16 protein-coding genes and 1 pseudogene are annotated in these 18763 nt (G+C 73.8%); 6 read left to right on the top strand and 11 right to left on the bottom strand.

What is annotated here, in order from left to right; all coding sequences use genetic code 11:
• The first annotated feature begins 304 nt into the window (after positions 1-304).
• Positions 305-2611 (top strand): SpoIIE family protein phosphatase, encoded by a 2307-nt coding sequence (locus tag AB0F62_RS11155; RefSeq protein ID WP_361795380.1) that lies wholly within the window; start codon positions 305-307, stop codon positions 2609-2611.
• Positions 2612-2747: 136 nt separating this feature from the next.
• Here the strand turns inward: AB0F62_RS11155 and glgC are convergent, their stop codons facing one another.
• Together glgC and glgA are read right to left on the bottom strand one after the other, a co-directional pair.
• Positions 2748-3968: a glucose-1-phosphate adenylyltransferase gene (gene glgC, locus AB0F62_RS11150; protein ID WP_361795377.1), complete on the bottom strand. Its 1221-nt coding sequence runs from the start codon at positions 3966-3968 to the stop codon at positions 2748-2750.
• Between the two features lie 14 nt (positions 3969-3982).
• Positions 3983-5164 (bottom strand): glycogen synthase, encoded by a 1182-nt coding sequence (glgA, locus tag AB0F62_RS11145; RefSeq protein ID WP_361795374.1) that lies wholly within the window; start codon positions 5162-5164, stop codon positions 3983-3985.
• Between the two features lie 144 nt (positions 5165-5308).
• Here glgA and AB0F62_RS11140 point away from each other — a divergent pair, with 144 nt between their 5' ends.
• Positions 5309-6055 carry a class I SAM-dependent methyltransferase gene (locus tag AB0F62_RS11140; RefSeq protein WP_361795371.1) on the top strand — a complete coding sequence of 249 codons (747 nt, stop codon included), beginning with the start codon at positions 5309-5311 and terminating at the stop codon, positions 6053-6055.
• A 103-nt stretch (positions 6056-6158) separates the two neighbouring features.
• Here AB0F62_RS11140 and AB0F62_RS11135 read toward each other — a convergent pair.
• Together AB0F62_RS11135 and AB0F62_RS11130 are read right to left on the bottom strand one after the other, a co-directional pair.
• Positions 6159-6365, bottom strand: a pseudogene (locus AB0F62_RS11135) (oxidoreductase); the annotation flags it as partial.
• A 40-nt stretch (positions 6366-6405) separates the two neighbouring features.
• Positions 6406-7335 (bottom strand): DivIVA domain-containing protein, encoded by a 930-nt coding sequence (locus AB0F62_RS11130; RefSeq protein WP_361795368.1) that lies wholly within the window; start codon positions 7333-7335, stop codon positions 6406-6408.
• Positions 7336-7683: 348 nt separating this feature from the next.
• On the opposite strand from AB0F62_RS11130, the gene AB0F62_RS11125 reads away from it, so the two are divergent.
• Positions 7684-8019: a hypothetical protein gene (locus AB0F62_RS11125; RefSeq protein ID WP_361795365.1), complete on the top strand. Its 336-nt coding sequence runs from the start codon at positions 7684-7686 to the stop codon at positions 8017-8019.
• Between the two features lie 428 nt (positions 8020-8447).
• The gene (locus AB0F62_RS11120) at positions 8448-9395 is read left to right on the top strand and encodes a N(4)-(beta-N-acetylglucosaminyl)-L-asparaginase (RefSeq protein ID WP_361795362.1); all 948 of its coding nucleotides are present in this window, start codon (positions 8448-8450) and stop codon (positions 9393-9395) included.
• Between the two features lie 149 nt (positions 9396-9544).
• Here AB0F62_RS11120 and AB0F62_RS11115 read toward each other — a convergent pair whose 3' ends face one another.
• The 6 genes from AB0F62_RS11115 to AB0F62_RS11090 all read right to left on the bottom strand — a co-directional run bounded on the left by AB0F62_RS11115 (position 9545) and on the right by AB0F62_RS11090 (position 15216).
• A complete protein-coding gene (locus tag AB0F62_RS11115) occupies positions 9545-9766 on the bottom strand; it encodes a ferredoxin (RefSeq protein ID WP_361795359.1) in 222 nt (73 codons plus the stop codon).
• 21 nt (positions 9767-9787) lie between these two features.
• On the bottom strand, positions 9788-10993 hold the full coding sequence (locus AB0F62_RS11110) for a cytochrome P450 (RefSeq protein ID WP_361795356.1): 1206 nt from the start codon (positions 10991-10993) through the stop codon (positions 9788-9790).
• A 42-nt stretch (positions 10994-11035) separates the two neighbouring features.
• Positions 11036-11794: a helix-turn-helix domain-containing protein gene (locus tag AB0F62_RS11105; protein WP_361795353.1), complete on the bottom strand. Its 759-nt coding sequence runs from the start codon at positions 11792-11794 to the stop codon at positions 11036-11038.
• Positions 11795-11866: 72 nt separating this feature from the next.
• Complete coding sequence (locus AB0F62_RS11100) at positions 11867-12088, bottom strand: hypothetical protein (protein ID WP_361795350.1); 222 nt, start codon at positions 12086-12088, stop codon at positions 11867-11869.
• 204 nt (positions 12089-12292) lie between these two features.
• The gene (locus AB0F62_RS11095) at positions 12293-13399 is read right to left on the bottom strand and encodes a PP2C family protein-serine/threonine phosphatase (RefSeq protein WP_361795386.1); all 1107 of its coding nucleotides are present in this window, start codon (positions 13397-13399) and stop codon (positions 12293-12295) included.
• A gap of 179 nt (positions 13400-13578) precedes the next feature.
• On the bottom strand, positions 13579-15216 hold the full coding sequence (locus AB0F62_RS11090; RefSeq protein WP_361795347.1) for a phosphodiester glycosidase family protein: 1638 nt from the start codon (positions 15214-15216) through the stop codon (positions 13579-13581).
• 276 nt (positions 15217-15492) lie between these two features.
• Here AB0F62_RS11090 and AB0F62_RS11085 point away from each other — a divergent pair, with 276 nt between their 5' ends.
• Positions 15493-16233: a sulfite exporter TauE/SafE family protein gene (locus tag AB0F62_RS11085; protein ID WP_361795344.1), complete on the top strand. Its 741-nt coding sequence runs from the start codon at positions 15493-15495 to the stop codon at positions 16231-16233.
• 45 nt (positions 16234-16278) lie between these two features.
• On the opposite strand, the gene AB0F62_RS11080 is transcribed toward AB0F62_RS11085, so the two are convergent.
• Positions 16279-16890 carry a TetR/AcrR family transcriptional regulator gene (locus tag AB0F62_RS11080; protein ID WP_361795341.1) on the bottom strand — a complete coding sequence of 204 codons (612 nt, stop codon included), beginning with the start codon at positions 16888-16890 and terminating at the stop codon, positions 16279-16281.
• A gap of 114 nt (positions 16891-17004) precedes the next feature.
• Here AB0F62_RS11080 and AB0F62_RS11075 point away from each other — a divergent pair, with 114 nt between their 5' ends.
• On the top strand, positions 17005-18618 hold the full coding sequence (locus AB0F62_RS11075; RefSeq protein ID WP_361795338.1) for an FAD-binding oxidoreductase: 1614 nt from the start codon (positions 17005-17007) through the stop codon (positions 18616-18618).
• Positions 18619-18763: the final 145 nt, after the last annotated feature.

Below are 18763 nucleotides of genomic sequence, written 5' to 3'. Positions count from 1 at the left end.
CACCTCGCTGCGTTGTCGAATCGTCCGAGTAGCCCACTACGAGGACGACTCTCCGCCTTGCGATGCACCGCACCAGACGCCGCTGGGCCCGCCCTCCGGGCGGCCGACGGGCATGTGACGACACGACCTAGGACCGTGCGCGACCGGTACGGCCGGTTCGCCGGCACGCCAACGGCACAGGTGCTCGTGGCGGGGCCGGCGAGCACTCCCGGTAGCTGGGCGAGAGGCACCCGGGTAGCGTGGCACGTGGAGCGGACGAAGTGTGACGCTCACCCGTGGGGGGCCGGCGTGGCCGGAATGACTCATGGACGACCGCACTGCCCCTGACCCCGAGGCTGCCCGGCCGGACGGCCGGGAGCGCGAGGGTGCCGGGACCGGTCGCGGTGCGCTGACGGCGGTGTTGCACCGTACCGTCCACCAGGCCGCCCACCGCCTCCACGCGGTGGCGGCCGCCGTGTATCTGCTGACCCCGGACGGCGGCGAACTGCGTGCCGCCATGATCGGTGGCAGCCCGCCATCCGTGCTCACCCTGCCCGGCCGGATGGGCTTGGACTCCTCTTACGCCTCCGCGCGCGCCCTGGCCGAGCACGAGGTGGCCTTCCTCGCCGAACCGGACCCGTTCGCCGACCCGGAGCACGGCGCCCTGGCGTATCCCTACACCGTCGCCTCGATCCCTCTGGAGACCGAGGAACGCCGATATGGCGCGTTGACCGTGCTGCGCACCGAGAACCGGGGTGGCTACAGCGACGCCGACTGCGACACGCTCGCCCGGATCGGCGACCGTCTCGTCGATCTGCTGTCCGGTCTGCATGCCAGGGGCGTCGCGATCGCGCCCGGGAATCTGCCCGTGCTGATCCCCCTATTCGGCACCGAGCCACCGGCCGAGGACGGGGACCCGGTGGTCTGGGGTGTCCCGGGCCTGCCCGGCTCCGCGGGGATGAGCCTGCTGTACGCGCTCCAGCGGTTGACCGACATGCTGAACCGGGCGACCACGATGGAGCACGTCATCGGGGTGGCGGAGTTCTGCGTCATGGCTCCGCTGGGCGCTCGCGCGCTGGCCCTGGCCTCGGCCGCCGACGGCCGGATGTGGGTGCTGGGCCACAGCGGGGCCTCCGCGCGCTTGGTGCGCGAGTTGCACGGCATCGCGGTGCACTCGGGTACCTCCGCCGCACGGGCCCTGCTGGGACGGCCGCTGTTCGTCCGCGGTGCGCCGGCCACCCTGTCCGGCCCGTCCGATCGCTCCCGCTCCGGTCCGTACGGCGGTGACCGCCGTTCCGAGCGCGAGGGCAAGCCGGAGGCCGCCGCGGCCTATCTGCCGCTCGTCGGCAGCCGGCACGTCGTGGACCTGCCGATGGCGGACGCCGCACCCGTCGTCGGCGTCTGCTGTCTGTCATTCGACGGGCCGCGGACGTTTCCACCCGAGGAACGGGCCGTGCTGTCGATGATGGCCGGACGCCTGGGCTCGGCCGTCCAGCGCATCGAACTGAGCACCGGCCGTCAGGCACTCGCCGAGAGCATGCAGAAGCGGCTGCTGCCCGCGGTCCTCGCGGAGGCGCCGAGGCTGACCACCACGGCCCGCTACCGGTCGGCGCAGACCCCGGGCGAGGTCGGCGGGGACTGGTACGACGTGCTCATGATGCCGGACGACCGGGTGCTCCTCGTTCTCGGGGACGTCGAGGGTCACACGTGGGAGAGCGCCGCCGTCATGGGCCAACTGCGCACCGCGGTGGCCGCCTACGCCACCGAGGGCCACGGGCCGGCCGCCCTGCTGGGCCGCACGGACCGGTTGCTGTCCCGGCTCGGCACCGAACTCCTGACCACCTGCTGTGTGCTGGCCGTGGACACCGGGACCGGGGCGGTCGAGGTGGCGCTGGCCGGACACCCGGCACCGCTCGCCAGGTTGCCCGACGGCACCGTCCGCCGGCTGTGGGCACCGGCCAACGTGCCGCTCGGACTGCACGTGCGTGACCCCTACCGCCCCCGAGAGCACACGGTGCCGCCCGGCACCGTGCTCGTGCTCTACTCCGACGGGGTGCACGAACGGGACGACGACGACGTCCGCGAGCGCCTGGGCAGGCTCGACCGGCCGCCGGGTATCGATCTGGAACACCTGGCGGACCGGCTGCTGGAGAGCATGCCCGGCCGGCGGGACGACGCGGCCCTGCTGCTGGCCCGTTATGAGGGGACGGAGGACGGCACGGCACCGCGCGTCGCGCATCTGCACATTCACCGGCGCGACCTGAGCGGCGTCCGGCAGGCGCGTGGGTTCGTGTCCGAGTGCCTGCACGACTGGCGCCTGGCGGAACTCGCCGAGGACCTCGTGCTCATCACCTCGGAATTGGTCACCAACGCCCTCGTCCACGCGGGCAGCGACGTGGACCTGCGGCTGCGGGCGTTCGGCGACCGCGTCCGGCTGGAGGTGCGGGACTCCGGCAGCGACCCGCCCGTCCCCACCGCGTACTCGCTCACCGAGGAGGGCAGCGCGCAGGCCGAACACGGCCGCGGTCTCTACCTGGTCGACGCCCTCGCGCGGATCTGGGGCACCTCGCCCAGCGGCCGGGGCAAGACCGTGTGGCTGGAGATGGGCATCCCCGGACCGGCGGGGCGGTGAGACGGACGGTCGCGCAACGGCCGTCGTACGACACCTCCTTACGCCCCCCGACCGGTGAGGAGCCCCGGTGGATGTGCCCGGTCACCGCGACGAACCCGTCGTTCCACCGCGGCGGTCCCTGCGGCCCGGCACCCCGTCACAGCACGCGTTGCCCCTTGCCCAGCGCGATGATCCCGTTGGCCGAGGCGTGGTAGAGCTCGCGGTCGCGGTCCGGGTTGACGCCCACGGTGGCGCCCGCGGGCACGACGACGTTCTTGTCGAGGATGGCGCGGCGTACGACCGCGCCGCGCCCGATGCGCACGTTGTCGTGCAGCACCGACCCCTGCACCACCGCGCCCTCCTCCACCACGACCCCCGGCGACAGCACGGACTGCGTGACCTGCCCGGAGATGATGCAGCCCGGGCTGACCATCGACTCGCTCGCGATGCCGCCGGCCACGAACTTCGCCGGGGGCAGCCGCAGCGAGTGCGTGTAGAGCGGCCACTGGTCGTTGTAGAGGTTGAAGACCGGGTGGACCGAGATCAGGTCCTGGTGGGAGTCGTAGTACGCGTCCAGAGTGCCCACGTCCCGCCAGTAGCCGTGGTCGCGGGCGGTCTCGCCGGGGACGTGGTTGTCGTCGAAGTCGTAGACCTGGACCTGCCCCTTGGCCGTCAGCAGCGGGATGATGCTGCCGCCCATGTCGTGCACGGACGAGTCGTCCTCGGCGTCCTGCGCCAGGGCGTCCAGCAGCACCTTCGTGGTGAACACGTAGTTGCCCATGGAGGCGTACACCCGGTCGGGGTCACCGGGCAGGCCCGGCGGATCGGCGGGCTTCTCCAGGAACCGCTCCACCCGCACCCCGCCGGGGCCGGGCGTGATGATCCCGAACGAGGGCGCCTGCTCGCGCGGGATGCGGATGCCCGCCACCGTGGCCCCCGCGCCCGCCTCGATGTGCTGGCGCAGCATCTGGCGCGGGTCCATGCGGTACACGTGGTCGGCGCCGAAGACGACGATGTAGTCCGGCTGCTCGTCGTACACCAGGTTCAGCGACTGGTAGATGGCGTCCGCGCTGCCCAGGAACCAGCGCGGTCCCAGCCGCTGCTGCGCCGGGACGGGGGTGACGTAGTTGCCCAGCAGGTTCGACATCCGCCAGGTGGTGGTGATGTGCCGGTCGAGGGAGTGCGACTTGTACTGCGTCAGCACGCAGATGCGCATGATGTCGCCGTTGACGAGGTTGGACAGGACGAAGTCCACCAGCCGGTAGGCGCCGCCGAACGGCACCGCCGGTTTGGCGCGGTCGGCGGTCAGCGGCATCAGCCGCTTCCCCTCCCCGCCCGCGAGTACGATTCCCAGCACCGAAGGTCCGCCGCGCATCACTGCCCCCTCTGCCGTTACCGCCCCTGCGACGTGCAGATCTCCTCGTACACGGCGACGGTCCGGCGGGCCACCGCGTCCCAGCCGAACTCCGCCACCGCCCGTTCCCGCCCCGCCGCCCCCATCCGCGCGGCCGCCGCGGGGTCCCCGGCCAGCGCGGTCACCGCCGCCGCCAGGTCCGCCTCGAAGGCGTCCGGGTCCTTCTCCTCGTACGGCACCAGGAGTCCGGTGACGCCGTCCTCCACCACTTCCGGGATCCCGCCCACCGCGGACGCGACCACCGGGGTGCCGCACGCCATCGCCTCGAGGTTGACGATGCCCAGCGGCTCGTAGACCGACGGGCACACGAACACCGCCGCGTGCGTGAGTAGTTGCACCACCTCGGGGCGGGGCAGCATCTCCGGGATCCAGACCACCCCGCCACGCACCGCGCGCAGTTCCTCCACCAGGTCGCGGAACTCGCGGTCGATGGCCGGGGTGTCGGGCGCCCCGGCGCAGAGCACGATCTGCAGGCCGGGATCGATCCGCCGGGCGGCCCGCAGCAGGTGCGGAACCCCCTTCTGCCGGGTGATCCGGCCGACGAACAGCGCGTACGGGCGCTCCGGGTCGACGCCGTGCGCGGTCAGGGCGCCGGTGGCCGCGTCGGGGCGGTAGAGGCGGGTGTCGATGCCGTTGTGGACGACGTGCACACGCGCCGGATCGAGGGCGGGGTAGCTGCGCAGGATGTCCGCGCGCATCCCGTGCGAGACGGCGATGACGCCGTCCGCGGCCTCGACCGCCGTACGCTCCGCCCAACCGGACAGTGCGTACCCGCCGCCGAGCTGCTCGGCCTTCCAGGGACGCAGCGGCTCCAGGGAGTGCGCGGTCATCACATGGGGCACGCCGTACAGCAGCTTGGCCAGGTGGCCGGCGAGGTTGGCGTACCAGGTGTGCGAGTGCACCAGGTCCCGGCCGGCCAGCGCGGCGGCCATCGACAGGTCCACCGAGAGGCTGCGCAACGCCTCGTTGGCGTCGGCGAGCTCCGCAGCGGCGGCGTGCCGGACCACGCCGGCGGCGTCGTCCGCACCCTCCGCCGCGGCCCAGCAGTGCACCTGAAGATCCGTCAGCTGCCGCAGTTCGCGGGCGAGGAACTCCACGTGGACGCCGGCGCCCCCGTAGACGTAGGGCGGGTACTCCCGCGTGAGCAGTGCCACCTTCACGGGCGCCTCCCGGGTCCCGTCGCCGTGTTGGGACATCCATGCCCCGCAAAACGGTGTTCGATCCGTCTTCCCCGCCTTTCGCCGCGTGATGCGCCGCGCGGAATTCCCTCGACGTCGCGGTCCGCTTCGTGGATCGTCGGCCACATGCGACAGGACGAGATCTGGGGCGAGGAGACCGCCCGGAACTACGACACCCCCGGCACCGGCATGTTCGCCCCGGACGTACTGGGCCCGGCCGTGGACCGCCTCGCCGAACTGGCCGACGGCGGGCGGGCGCTCGAGTTCGCCATCGGCACCGGCCGCGTGGCCGTGCCGCTCGCGCGGCGGGGCGTGGCCGTCAGCGGCATCGAACTGTCACCGCCGATGGTCGACCGGCTGCGCGCCAAGGCGGACGACGCGACGATCCCGGTCGTCACCGGCGACATGGCCACCGCCCGCGCCCCGGGCACCTTCCGGCTCGTCTACCTGGTCTACAACACCATCTCCAACCTGCTCACCCAGGCCGAGCAGGTCGCGTGCTTCCGCAATGCCGCCCGGCATCTCGAGCCGGGCGGGCGCTTCGTGATCGAATTGTGGGTCCCCGAGCTGCGCAAGCTGCCACCCGGCCAGGAGGCCGTCGTCTTCCACTCCGAATCCGGCTACATCGGCCTGGACACCTACGACGTGCTACGGCAGCAGGTCGTCTCGCACCACTTCCGGTTCGCCGAAGGCGGGCGGACCCGGCTGTTCCGCACCCCGCACCGCTACATCTGGCCCTCCGAGCTCGACCTCATGGCCCAGCTGGCGGGCTTCACGCCGGAGTCCCGCCACGCCGACTGGCGCGGCGCCGAGTTCACCGCCGAGTCACGCTCCCACGTCTCCGTCTACCGGCTTCCCGCCTCCGAGCGGTGACCGGGCCCGCCTGGGCGCTGCGTCCTTTGGTTCCTCTGCAGTGTGCCGGTGATGTCCGCGATGACGGCGGTCGTCAGCACCCAGCCGAAGGCGATGAGCGGCACGCCACGGCGCCCGGCTGTGCGGAGTTCGCGCCGAGGAGGAGTGCCACGATCACCGCGGCGCGAACCGTCCGCCCGGGTCCCCACAGCGCACCCTCGGCTGCACGGTCCTCCCCGGGCTCACCGGTGCGCAGGTCGACGCGGCGCCCTTCCGGGAACCCGTTCCAGAGCTCGCGCTCCGGGGGAGCCAACTCGTCGTATGAGAGCACTCGGGCAGGGTGGTGACCGGCTCATCCCGTGAGGGAGCCCTCAGTCCTCCTCGCCGCTGAGGGAGCCCGCCGCGGTGAGGGTCGCGGTCTCCTGGGCCGGGGTGGGTGAGGGGGCCGGGTCGGGGGCGGTGGTCGCAGGCGGGGCGGAGGCCGGGGGGACGAGCTGTGAATTCGTGCCGCCCTTCGGGACGGTCCGGGTCAGGGAGACCGTCGTGGGCCCGGAGGGCGGGGCGAGGGAGCCGGCGAGGTCGCGGTCGAGGCGGCGCATCTGGGACTGCAGATGGGTGGTCAGACGGGCGCGGTAGGCACTCTCGAAGGTGCGGAGGTCCTCGACCTTGCGCTGCAGCGTGGTACGGGCGGAGGCCAGGGAGACCATCGCCTGGCGGTGCTTCTCGCGGGCCTCGTGCTCGAGGGCCAGGGCGCGGTCGCGGGCGTCGCGGCGCAGGCTCTCGGCCTGCCCGAGAGCCTCCCCGACGATCTTGTGGGCCTCGGCGCGGGCCTCGGCGACGGCCTGCTCGGCGGTGCGCTCGGCCAGGGCGAGCAGGCGGGCCGTGCTGTCGACGGCGAACCCGGACCGCTTCTCCTCGGCTTCCCCGGCCTCCTCGATCTCGGCCGCATCCCCGGGCGCCTCGGGTTCCGCGGGCTCCGCCACCTCGGCGGCACGTACGAGGGCGGGAGCCGGTTCCGGCTCCGGCACCTGCTCCGGCTCCCGTTCCCGTTCCTGCTCCGCTTCGGGTTCCGGTTCGGACGCCACCTCGAGCTCGGGCTCCTCGTGCCGACGGGCCGCGGCGGCCTCGGCGGCGGAGAGCTCGGCGCGCAGGTCCTGGTTGATCCGCAGCAGCCGGGTCAGCTCGGTCTGCACCTCGTCCAGGAAGTCGTCGACCTCGCGTTCGTCGTAGGCTTCGCGGAGGCGGACGGTGGTGAACTGCATCCTGCGCACGTTCTCGGGGGTAATCGGCGTCTGTGCCATCTGCTCACCTCGAGGGGTTCGTCGACAAGTCCTGACCGCATCCGTCAACTCCAGCTTGGGCGGCGGGCCGGGCCGGGGCAGCCCGGGAATCCCGCGCGGGGCGGTGCGAGCGGTGCCACCAGCGCCGATCGTGGGACCCGGGCGAGCGGCGTGCATGGGCGCAACTGCGGGCGGCGCAGTGGCATCTGTGATCATCCGCGCTGTCACCGCGTCCGCTGACAGCGTGGATTTCCCTCCGCGCCCGGCGAAAGAGCCGGACGGGTGAATATCGGTCCCCGGGGCGTGGGTACGGACGTGCGCACGGAGACGCCGGGCGGGGACGAAGTGGTCTGGTTCTCTCCTCTCGGGATGGACCATCAGCTGTACGGGGCGCTGCGCGGATACGGCGCCGGCCGGGGAGGGCACCGCCGACGGGAGCGGCGGCGGGAGCCCCGGAAGGTCCTGGACGCGGCCGGGGTGGCGAGTACCACGGGTGCGCCGTCGCCGTCGGTTCGGGAGCCGGCCGACGCCCGTGGTCGCGGCGGGGCGATACGACGGGTGGGCCTGTCGCAGGAGGAGGAGTGGGAGGCCGGGGCCCGTATCGCCGGGCAGGTGTGGCTCGGCGTCCACCTGCCGGACGGCAGCGGTGGCCTTCCCGACGAGGGACCGTACTCGCCGGCACGCGTACGTGACGCGGATCCGTGAGGCGTTGTGCGCCCTGGCGGCAGCCCCCGGCCCGTGATCGGCGCCGCGGGGCACCGGGTTAGGCTCTCGGCCATGTCGGATGTGCTGCGGGGGGCTGGTGCGGGCGGTCCGTGCCGTGGACCGTCTCCTCGGTGGCGAACGGCCGCCGGCCCGCACCCGGAGATTCGCGGCGCGGCATCCGGTCGCTCTGGGGCTGGGCTCGGGCGCGGTCTGGACGGCGTATTCCCTGCTGCTTCCGGAAGCGCGGTCGTCGGACCCGCCCCTCGCGAGCGCCTGTGGCGTCCTGCCGGGCATGATCGTCGGCGCCACGGCCGGCTGCGAGAGGCGGCGCCGGCGACGGCTCCTGCGCCTGGGGCTCCGGGACGGGCGGTGCGCGCCCCGGCCCGCGTCCGCCCGCACGGCACGACACACCACCGAAGGGAGCGTCGATGACGCAGCCTGTCATCATCGGAAGCGAGCGCAGCGAGGTCGGTCTGCCGGCCGGGATGGAGCTACTGCGGCGGGGTGGGACGGCGCTCGACGCCGTCGAGGCGGCGATGCGCCGCTGCGAGGACAACCCCGCCGACCACTACGTCGGCACCGGCGGGCTGCCCAACGCCCAGGGCGATGTCGAGCTGGACGCTTCGGTGATGACCGGCTCGGACCGCCGGTTCGGCGCCGTCGGCGCGCTGCGCGGGTTCCCGAACCCGATATCGGTGGCGCGGGCGGTGATGGAGCGGCTGCCGCAGCACTGCCTGCTGGTGGGGGAGGGCGCGGCCCTGTTCGCCCGTGAGAACGGGTTCACCGAGGCCGAGTTGATCACCGAGGAGTCCCGTGCGATGTGGCGGGAGCAGCTGCTGACCGCCGCCGAGGCCGTGGAGGGGGAGAACACCCGGGCCGTCGACGGTGACCACCGCTACCGGCGGGCGGCGCTGGAGCTGGTGCGCCGGATGGCGCCGCACGAGGGGCCGTGGGGGACGATCAACATCATCGCGCTGGACGCGCACGGCGAGATGTGCGTGGGCGTCTCGACCTCCGGCTACCCCTTCAAGTACCCGGGCCGGGTCGGCGATTCCGCCGTTCCGGGCGCGGGCAACTGGTGCGACCTGCGCGGCGGCGGCGCGGCCTGCACCGGTCGCGGTGAGCTGAGCCTGCGCGGCGGGACCGCGCGTACGGTGGTCGACCTGCTGGCGCTGGGCAAGGAGCCCGCCGACGCGTGCCGGATCGCCCTGGAGGAAACGGCGGGCCTGCCGGACGCGTACCGGTCCGAGCTGCGGGCGCTGGCGCTCACCCCGGACGGCCGGCACGGTGGCGCGGCCGGGCAGGAGGGCAGCGTCTACGCCATGATGACCGACGCCTCCACCGAGCCGGAGCTCCGCCCGCGCACGCTGGTCTGAGGGCCGCCCGGGCTCGCGGCGGGCCCGCGCCGTGCCCACGACGGTCCGGCGACGTGCCTACGACGTGCCTACGACGGTCCGGCGCCGTGCCCACGACGGTGCGGCGGCGGGCTGATGGCGGGCCTCCACGACGGGCCTCCTCGACGCGCCTACGGCTGGGGCGCGATCAGTTCCCCGCTGGCCGCGTCCCGGATGGTGATGGCCTCCACCGGGCAGGACTCCGCGGCGTCGACCAGGAGTTCGTCCGGTTCTGCCGTCGGGTGCAGGGGGCATGACGTACGGTCGCGGAGCTCGAAGTGCTCGGGGGCGATGCCGGCGCAGGAGCCCGTGCCGATGCAGGTGTGCGGGTCCACTTCGATCTGCCAGGTCATGATGTGTGTCCTCCGGTCTCGTCACGGCCGGTCCCAGGTGACCGGCATCCGTTCGGGGCCGCGCAGCGCGACCCCCGACTTCCACACGACGGCCTCCTCGGGTCCGGCGAGACGGAGCCCGGGCAGCCGGCCGAGCAGGGTGGCGAGGGCCACCTGCAGTTCCATGCGGGCCAGTTGGGCGCCCAGGCAGTGGTGCGGTCCATGCCCGAACCCGATGTGGGAGGCCTCCTGGCGCAGCAGGTCGAGCCGGTCGGGGTCGGTGTACACGGACTCGTCGCGGTTGGCCGACACGGGGCAGACGACCACCGCCTCCCCGGCCCGCACGGTGCCGCCGCTGAGCTCGACGTCGTCCACCGCGTAGCGGGGCATCCCGGCGCCGTTGCCCAGGGGGACGTACCGCATGAGTTCCTCGACGGCGGCGGGCACCAGGCCCGGGTCGGCGCGCAGTGCGGCGAGCTGATCGGGGTGGGTGAGCAGGGTGTAGACGAAGTTGGGGATCTGGGTGGCGGTGGTCTCGTGGCCCGCGACGAGCAGCGACACCGCCAGGACCCGCAGTTCCCGCTCCGACAGCCGCTCGTCGCTGTCACGGGCGTGGACGAGCGTGCTCAGGAGGTCGTCGCGGGGTGCGGCGCGGCGTTCGGCGATCAGCCGGGCCATGTACTCCATGAGCCGGTCCGTGCAGTCCTCGACCTCTTCGGGGGTGTACTTGGTGGTGGAGAGCAGCGCGTCGGACCAGGTCCGGAAGTCGGCGCGGTCGGTCACGGGGACGCCGAGCAGTTCGCAGATGACGGTGACGGGCAGCGGCAGGGCGAAGTCCGCCACGAGGTCGGCCGGGGCGCCGCGGGCGGCCATGCCGTCGGCCAGTTCGGTCGCGATCCGCTCGGTGCGGGGTCGCAGCCGTTCGATGTGCCGGGCGGTGAAGGCCTTGGCCACGATGCGGCGCAGCCGGGTGTGGTCCGGGGGATCGAGGTCCAGGATGCTGCCCTCCAGCCCCCGGTGCGGCCGCAGGCGCGGCTCGTCGCGGCGGGCGGCTTCGGCCCGGCTGAACCGGGGGTCGCCCAGCACGGTCTTGACGTCCTCGTACCGGGTGACCAGCCAGGCGGCCTCACCGTAGGGGAACCGGACCCGGCACAGCGGGTCGGTCCTGCGCAGTTCGGCGAACGCCGGGTCGACGGTCAGCCGGTCGGCGTCGGTGAAGGGGTAGTTCCGGGGCTCGGTCGCGGCCATGGTCGATACCTCCACAGGACTCGGGATCTTGGCACCGGTTCCTCACGACGGTCCGCGGGGAAGGCGCGGACGGGCGGAATCAGCGGAATCAGCGGAATCGGCGGAATCGGCGGGCCGGGCGGTGTGCGACGGAGTCGCCGCCCGGGGGGCCAGGGCGGGGCCGAGCAGGTGGCACAGATCGTCGGTGAGGAGTTCCAGCGGGTCGTCGGTCTCGACCGGCAGGCCGCCGGCGATCCAGGCGGTGAGGAACGAGCCCGTCTGCAGCACCGCCATCAGGGCCCGCTGCCGTGCCTGCGCGGCCGGTACGCCCCGCCAGCGCCGTGGCTCGGCGGTCAGCAGGGTCACATAGCGCTGGTGTGCCGCCAGGTACCGGTCGCGGGCACTGCCGTCGTCACCGGCGGCCGACGGGGTGGCGGCCAGCAGCACGCGGATCGTCGGGGAGAGCGCCCGCCACCCCGCCGCGGCGCGCTCCAGCCAGGCGCGGACGCCGGCTCGGGTCCACTCCGGGGCGGCGGCCAGTTCGGCGTACAGGCCGTCGGTGACCTGGTAGACCCGGTCCGTCAGGGCGGCGATGACCTCCGCCTTGCCGCGGAAGTGCGCGTACACCGTGGCCCGGGTGACACCGGACGCGCGGGCGATGTCCTCCATGGTGGCGCCGACGAACGACTTGCCGGCGAAGACCTCGACCGCGCCGTCCAGGATCCGGTTGCGCGTCAGGTCCCGCTGCTCCGCGCGCAGGCTCACCCGCGGTGTGCCCACCGCGGACCTCGGAACGGCACCGGCCGGTTGACGGCGATCCATAGGGAAAGCATACAAAAGGGATCGAGTCTGTACATTTTGTGTACGCGCGCCAGTGGGGCGCGGCGCGGCCGCTCAGCCGCGGTTGCGGGCGTGGGTCCGGGCGGTGCGCTCGTTGCCCCGCCTGTAGTTGCCGGTCCAGCGGGCCATCACCAGTTGGGCGTCACCGCGCTCGGCCTCGGCCAGGAACCGCTGCGCACGGTCCCCGCGCAGCACGGCCGCGGTGTGGGCGCCGTGGGTGATGACGACGGTGCCGTCGGCGCGCTGCCGGAAGCTGAATCCGTGGGGTCGGGGCATGACCGCGAGCGTAGGGCCGCGCCGCGCCCGCGCGACAGCGAATTTGAGGCCGCGCGGAGAGGCGGGGCGGAGCGAGGAGCGCGTCGAGGTCCGGGCCTGGCGAGGCGGAGGAGGGAGGCGCAGCCGAGCCGCGGTGACCGACGGCAACGCCGCCGGGCCGGAGGTGTCGGCGAACGACGCCGTCCCGCCCGTCCGCGCGGTCTCTCACCCGGGGTCGCGGGCGATGACGCGCGGGCAGCGCACCGCGAGCGCGGCGATGTCGTCGTTCAGCCGCCCGCCGCTGTAGTGCACCAGCTCGCGGTGCAGTCCGTCCAGCAGTTCGCGGGGCGACGCCGGGCTCTGCTGCCGCAGCCATTCCGGCAGGGGGAAGAACGCCCCGGCCCGGTCGCGGGTCTCGGTGACGCCGTCGGTGTACAGCAGCAGCTGGTCGCCGGCGGAGAAGGCGAAGGTGTCCACGTGGTACCGGTCGCCGATGAGGTCGGCGAGGTGCAGCGGCGGGGAGGCGCGGGACGGCTCCAGGGCCTGGACGCGGCCCGCGTGCACCAGAAGCGGCGCCGGGTGCCCGCAGTTCAGCAGCCGCAGGCCGCCGCCGTGCGGGATCTCGGCGATCACCGCGGTGGCGAAGCGCTCCGGGAGGTCCTGGCCGGGATAGCCGGAGCTGTGGCGGACGATGCTGGTCTCCAGGCGGTGGATGATCCCCCTGAGGTCCGGCTCGTCGTGCGCGGCCTCGCGGAAGCAGCTGATCAGCGCGGAGGCCGCCCCGACCGCCGAGAGGCCCTTGCCGCGCACGTCGCCGAGGAGCAGCCGGACCCCGTACGGCGTGTCGGCCACCTCGTAGAAGTCGCCGCCGATCCGGGCCTGCTCCTGTGCCGCCAGGTACAGCGACTCGATCTCCACGCCCTGGATGTGCTTCGGCAACGGCCGCAGCAGCACGGTCTGCGCCGCGTCGGCGACCATCCGGACGTGGAACAGCGCCTCCTCGCGCTGGATCCGCACATGGCTCGCGTACGCCGCCGCCAGGGTGACCGCGATGATCGCGGCGCCGGTGTACGGGGTGCCCAGGTCGGTGTAGACGAAGCTCAGGCCCACCATGACCAGCAGGCAGAACAAGCCCAGCAGCACGGTCGGCAGCACCGGCCACATCGCGGCGGCCAGGGCGGGCGCGACGGGCAGCAGGCGGCTGATCGCGATCTCCCGCGGGGTGGAGAACGCCAGGGCGGCGATGAGCACGGTCAGGATCACCGGGGCCAGGGAGGTGGCCTCCCGGCGGCCGTCGCGGTGAGCGGGACGGCGCCGCGGCCATCCGGACATGATCACGAAGCGCATCATACCGGGGCAAAAGGGATGCCCGGTGGTCGTTCCGGCCGGACGGACCATCCGGCACCGGAACACCCCGCCCCGCCCCGGCCACCCCGGGGCCGCGTGCCCGCCTCGGGGCGGCCGTGGGCGGCCGGGGCGGAGCGGGGCGGTCGGGGAGGCGCCGGCCCGCGTCAGTGGTCGCCGCGGCGCCCGGGCAGGACCTGGATGGTGTCGCCGACGGCCCGCTCACCGGTCGCGTCGGAGGGGACGTTGACCAGGGCGCCCTTGACGACCATCGCCGACGAGCCGCCCCCGTCGAGGTTGAGGGCCTGCACGGCGCCCAGCGACCGCATGAACCGGGCCGCCTCGCCGAGGGTGAAGCCCTCGCTCACCCCGGGCTGCCGCCCGTCCACGGTGACCAGCAGCAGGCGCCCGTGCCGGTCGACGCCGGCCATCGTGCGCGGCTGGCGCACGTTGGACCACGCGAACCCGAACGACAGGTCGAGTGGGTCCAGGGTGCCCTCGGTGGCGGCGTCGATGTGGACGCGTCCGTCCTCCACGAGGGTGGGCGCGGCGCTCACGATGCTGTCGTCGGGGCCGAGCCGGACCCGACGGCCCTCGGCGTCCCGCACCACCTCGCTCAGGGCCAGCCGCTCGCCGACCCGCGCGTGCTCGGTGAGCCACGTCGCCGCCGCGCCGGTGCCCTGCAGGACCGCCCCGCGCTCGGGCGCCGAGCCGCCGCGGGCACCGGCGGAGAGCACGGTCCCGTGTGCGTCGAGCACCACCTGGACGCCGCTCCCCGTGGGCAGCGCGGCGCGGAAGGAGGGGGTGAACTCGACCAGGTCGTCCGCCAGGGTGCAGGTGGTGTCGTGGCGGGGCTGCTCGGTCGGGACGCCGCCGGGGCGACCGCAGTTGCGCACCTTGCCCGGCAGGCGGTTGATGCCCTGCACCGCGTAGGTGGCGGCGCCGGCCCGGACGGTCACGGTGGTGGACAGGTCGGCGATCCGCGGCCGCCGCCCGCCGTCGCCCAGGATCAGCGCGGCACGCGAGCCGACCGCCATCGACTCCAGCCGGCCGTCCACGGCCGACACGCCCGCCACGGTGCCCTGGACGCCGTCGGAGTCCGAGGTGATGAAGAAGCCGCCGTTGACGCCGAGGAGCGACCCCAGCCGGCCGGCGACCGCGGAGGTCTTCTCCCGGTCGGCCACGTTGCCGCCGTCGCTGACCGCGACCGACCCGCGCAGCCGCGCCGGGTCCACCACGGCCACGTGGATGCGCTCGCCGTCCGCGGCCTGCCGGCCGTCGTAGCCGGTCCACTCCGCCGACGTACGGAACCCGGCGGCCGCGACCGCGGCGTTCGCCGTGCCCGCCTCGGCCTGCGTGGCGTAGCGGCCGACCCGGACCTGCCACCCCATCACCCCGCGCGGGGTGTCGGCGTAGGTGTCCCACTCCACCGCCTCCAGTCGCGGCTCGAACCCGGCCTCGCGCAGCCGCCCTGCGGTCGCGTCGGCCCAGGCGCGGTCGCCCAGCGGTGCCCATGTGGCGGCGCCGGTCAGCCGGTTGACGGCAGGCGCCTGCACGGTCACCGTCCACACCCCGGTCGCCTCGGCGTCCCGCAGCACGCCGCTGCGGACCTGCAGGCCGGGCGCCACCTGCTGCGTCGTCCACACGATTCCGCTCGGGCCGGGGCCGGCCGGGGAGTGCGCCCCCGCGACGGCCGGCGGGACGACGGCGACCAGGGTGAGTGCGGCGGCGAACACCGCACCCCTGCGCGCGGTCTGCCTCGCCCGGTCGGTCCTGCTGCGCGGTGCGGCGGCTGTGACGGACATACCTCTCCCGACGTTCGTTCCTCCCGGGCGGCGCGTCCGGCCGCCCGGTGTTTCGATGCGCCATCCCAGACCGGTCCGGGGACGATCACCCCACGCCGCAACGGCCCCTCGGGGAACCCTTGATGACAACCCGACGCGGGCGCCGGACGGTCGCCCGCCGCCGGGCGGCGCCACCTCACGACGGACGACAGGACCGACCCCGGTCGCCGGGCCGGAGCGGCGGCCAGGTATGAACATGGGCGTGACCTCCGCACTCTCCGATCCCCGGTGCCCCTGATGCCGTCGCTCGACACCGCTCAGTGGGCCGTGGCGCTGCTCGCCCTCTTCCTCGTCGGCTACTCCAAGACCGGGGTGTCCGGGGCCGGGACGGTGGGAGTGGCGCTGTTCGCGCTCGTCCTGCCGGCCAAGCTGTCCACCGGTGTGCTGCTGCCGCTGCTGCTGGTCGGCGACGTGGTGGCCGTGGCCGCCTACCGCCGGCACGCCGACTGGGGCCGGCTGGCGCGCCTGTTCCCGTGGGTGGTGGCGGGGGTGGTGCTGGGCGCGGTGGTCGTGGACCGGGTCGACGACGCGCGGATGCGGGAACTCATCGGCGGGCTGCTGCTGATGATGCTCGCCGTCCACTGGTGGAGCCGGCGGCGCGGCCCGGACGACCCGGTCGCCCAGCACCGGGCCGTCGCGGCGGCAGCCGGGATCCTGGCCGGGTTCGCCACGATGACGGCCAACGCGGCGGGGCCGATCATGACGCTGTACTTCCTGGCCGTGGGGCTGCCGATGCTGGGCTTCCTGGGCACCAGCGCCTGGTTCTTCCTGCTGCTCAACGCCTTCAAGGTGCCCTTCAGCGTCGCCCTGGGGCTGATCACGCCCGCCACGCTCGCCTTCGGTGCGATGACCGTGCCCGCCGTCCTGGCCGGTGCCGCCGCGGGCCGTGCGACGATCAGCAGGATCAGCCCCAAGGTCTTCGAGCGCGTCACGGTCGCCCTGACCCTCCTCGCGGCGGTGCGGCTCGTCACGCTCTGAGCCCGGTCCCGCGCAAGCGCGCCGCGCGGGACGTCTCCGCGGATCTCAGGTGACGATCGCGGTGATCAGCCGCCGGCAGCGCTCCGCCATCTCCGGTGCGGACACCTCGGGGTGGTGGATCCACCAGGTGACCAGGGTGCTGACGGTGCCGGTCCACAGGTGCTTGAGCACGTCGGAGTCCAGGGCGTCCTCGATCCCGCGGGCGGCGAGGAACTCCGCGCTCCCGGCGGCGGCGAGTCCGTCGATCGCTTGGCGGTGGCGCTCGGCGGCATCGCGGAGCGGGCCGGCGGCGGGCAGCGTCCGGTCGTACAGCACGAACCAGGCGTGCCGCCCGCCGTCGAGCGTGGTGAAGATCGCGCGCAGCACGGACAGGGGGGTGCCGAGCGAGGTGGCACCGGTGGCGGTCGCCTGTGCGAGCGCCCGCGTCAGCGAGCCCGCCACCCGTTCCAGAGCGGCGGCGTACAGCGCGTCCTTGGACCCGAAGTACTGGTAGAGCAGCGGCTTGGTCACCCCGACCCGCTCGGCGATGGCGGCCATCGACGCTCCGCCGTAGCCGCGGCGCCCGAACTCCTCGACGGCCGCGGTGAGCAACTGCTCCTCGCGTTCCGCGCGGGGGACGCCCTTGGTTCCCGCCGTGCGGGTTCTCGCGCTCGCCACGACGGCGATTGTAGGCAATGAACTGACCTCGGGGTCAGTTAACCTCTCCCCATCAATATGACCGAGTGGTAATTTACCCATCAGTCATATCGATCACGTGAAGGGCGGACGCGCATGCCGGCAGCGGGCACACGGTCGTGGTGGGGATGGGGCACGGTCGGGCAGGCGGTCCAGGGCGCCGAACGCGCCGCGCTGACCGACCGGGTGGCCGGCCTGCTGCCGGACGCCGACCTCACCGTCCACCTCCCCCCGGACGTCGCCTCCCTCACCCTGCCGCCCGTGCGGGTCCGGGCCCCGCGGTCCCTGGCCCACCTGTGCTCCGCCACCCCGTACGACCGCGCCGCCCACACCCACGGCAAGGCCTTCCGGGACGTCGTCCGCAATCTCCACGGCGACCTGCGCCACGCACCGGACCTGGTCGCCCGCCCCCGCACCGAACAGGACGTCGTCGACCTCCTCGACTGGTGCACCGGAGAGCGGATCGCGGTCATCCCCTTCGGGGGCGGCAGCTCCGTCGTCGGCGGCGTCGAACCCCGGCTGGACGACGGCCGTCCGGTGGTGACCGTCGACCTGGAGCACCTCGACCGCGTACTGGAGATCGATCCCGTGAGCCGTTCGGCCCGCGTCCAGGCAGGGGTGCTGGGACCGCACCTGGAGGACCAGTTGCGGCCGTCCGGGCTGACGCTGCGCCACTTCCCGCAGTCCTTCGAGTTCTCCACCCTCGGCGGCTGGCTGGCCACCCGGGCCGGCGGGCACTACGCCACCCTCCACACCCACATCGACGACCTGACCCAGGCGCTGCGCGTCGTCACGCCCTCCGGCACCGGTGAGTCCAGGCGCCTGCCGTCCTCGGGTGCCGGGCCCTCTCCCGACCGGATGTTCCTCGGCTCCGAAGGCACCCTCGGGATCATCACCGAGGCGTGGATGCGCCTGCACGCCCGGCCCCGGTGGCGGGCGAACGCCTCCGTCCACTTCTCCGACTTCACGGCCGCTGTCGCCGCCACCCGCGCCCTGGCCCAGTCCGGACTGCACCCGTCGAACTGCCGGCTGCTGGACCCCGCCGAAGCCCTGATCAACGCGGGCGTCACCACCGGCGGCAGCGTCCTGATCCTGGCCTTCGAGTCCGCCGACCACCCGCTGGCTCCCTGGATGGACCGCGCGCTGGAACTGTGCCGCGACCACGGCGGGCACCTGACCGAGCCCGCCCGCCACAGCGACACGGCCGACGCCGCGGACTCCCGCCCCGCGGCCGACCGGTCCTGGCGCTCGTCCTTCCTCCGCATGCCCTACCAGCGCGACGCCCTGGCCCAGCAGTCCCTGGTCGTGGAGACCTTCGAGACCGCCTGCACCTGGGACCGGTTCGCGGAGCTCCACGCCGCCGTCACCCACGCCGCCGACCAGGCGATCCGCACCATCTGCGGCACCGGCGTGGTCACCTGCCGGTTCAGCCATGTCCACCCCGACGGGCCGGCGCCCTACTTCGGGATCTACGCCGCCGGACGCTGGGGCAGCACGGTCGCCCAGTGGGACGACATCAAGGCCGCCGTCTCCCAGGCGATCGCCGACCACGGCGGCACGATCACGCACCACCACGCCGTCGGCCGCGACCACCGCCCCTGGTACGACACGCAGCGCCCCGATCCCTTCGCCGCCGCCCTGGCCGCCGCCAAGGCCGCCCTGGATCCGGCGGGCATCCTCAACCCGGGCGTTCTCCTGCCCGCCGGCTGAACGCGGCACTCCCCAGGCCACGGGGGGAGACCTGGGGAGTGTGCGGAGATCTTGGCGCTTCGAACGGCCGTACGTCAAGTCGGGTGTGCGGGGGACGTGTTCGCCATGGAACCGCCACAGCGGTCGTTGAAGAATTCAACCTTCC

Source organism: Streptomyces sp. NPDC026673 (assembly GCF_040638135.1).
In the GTDB taxonomy this organism is placed as follows: Bacteria; Actinomycetota; Actinomycetes; order Streptomycetales; family Streptomycetaceae; genus Actinacidiphila.
Note: the sequence above shows the minus strand (reverse complement) of the source record. Positions and strands in the feature narration are given on the sequence as shown.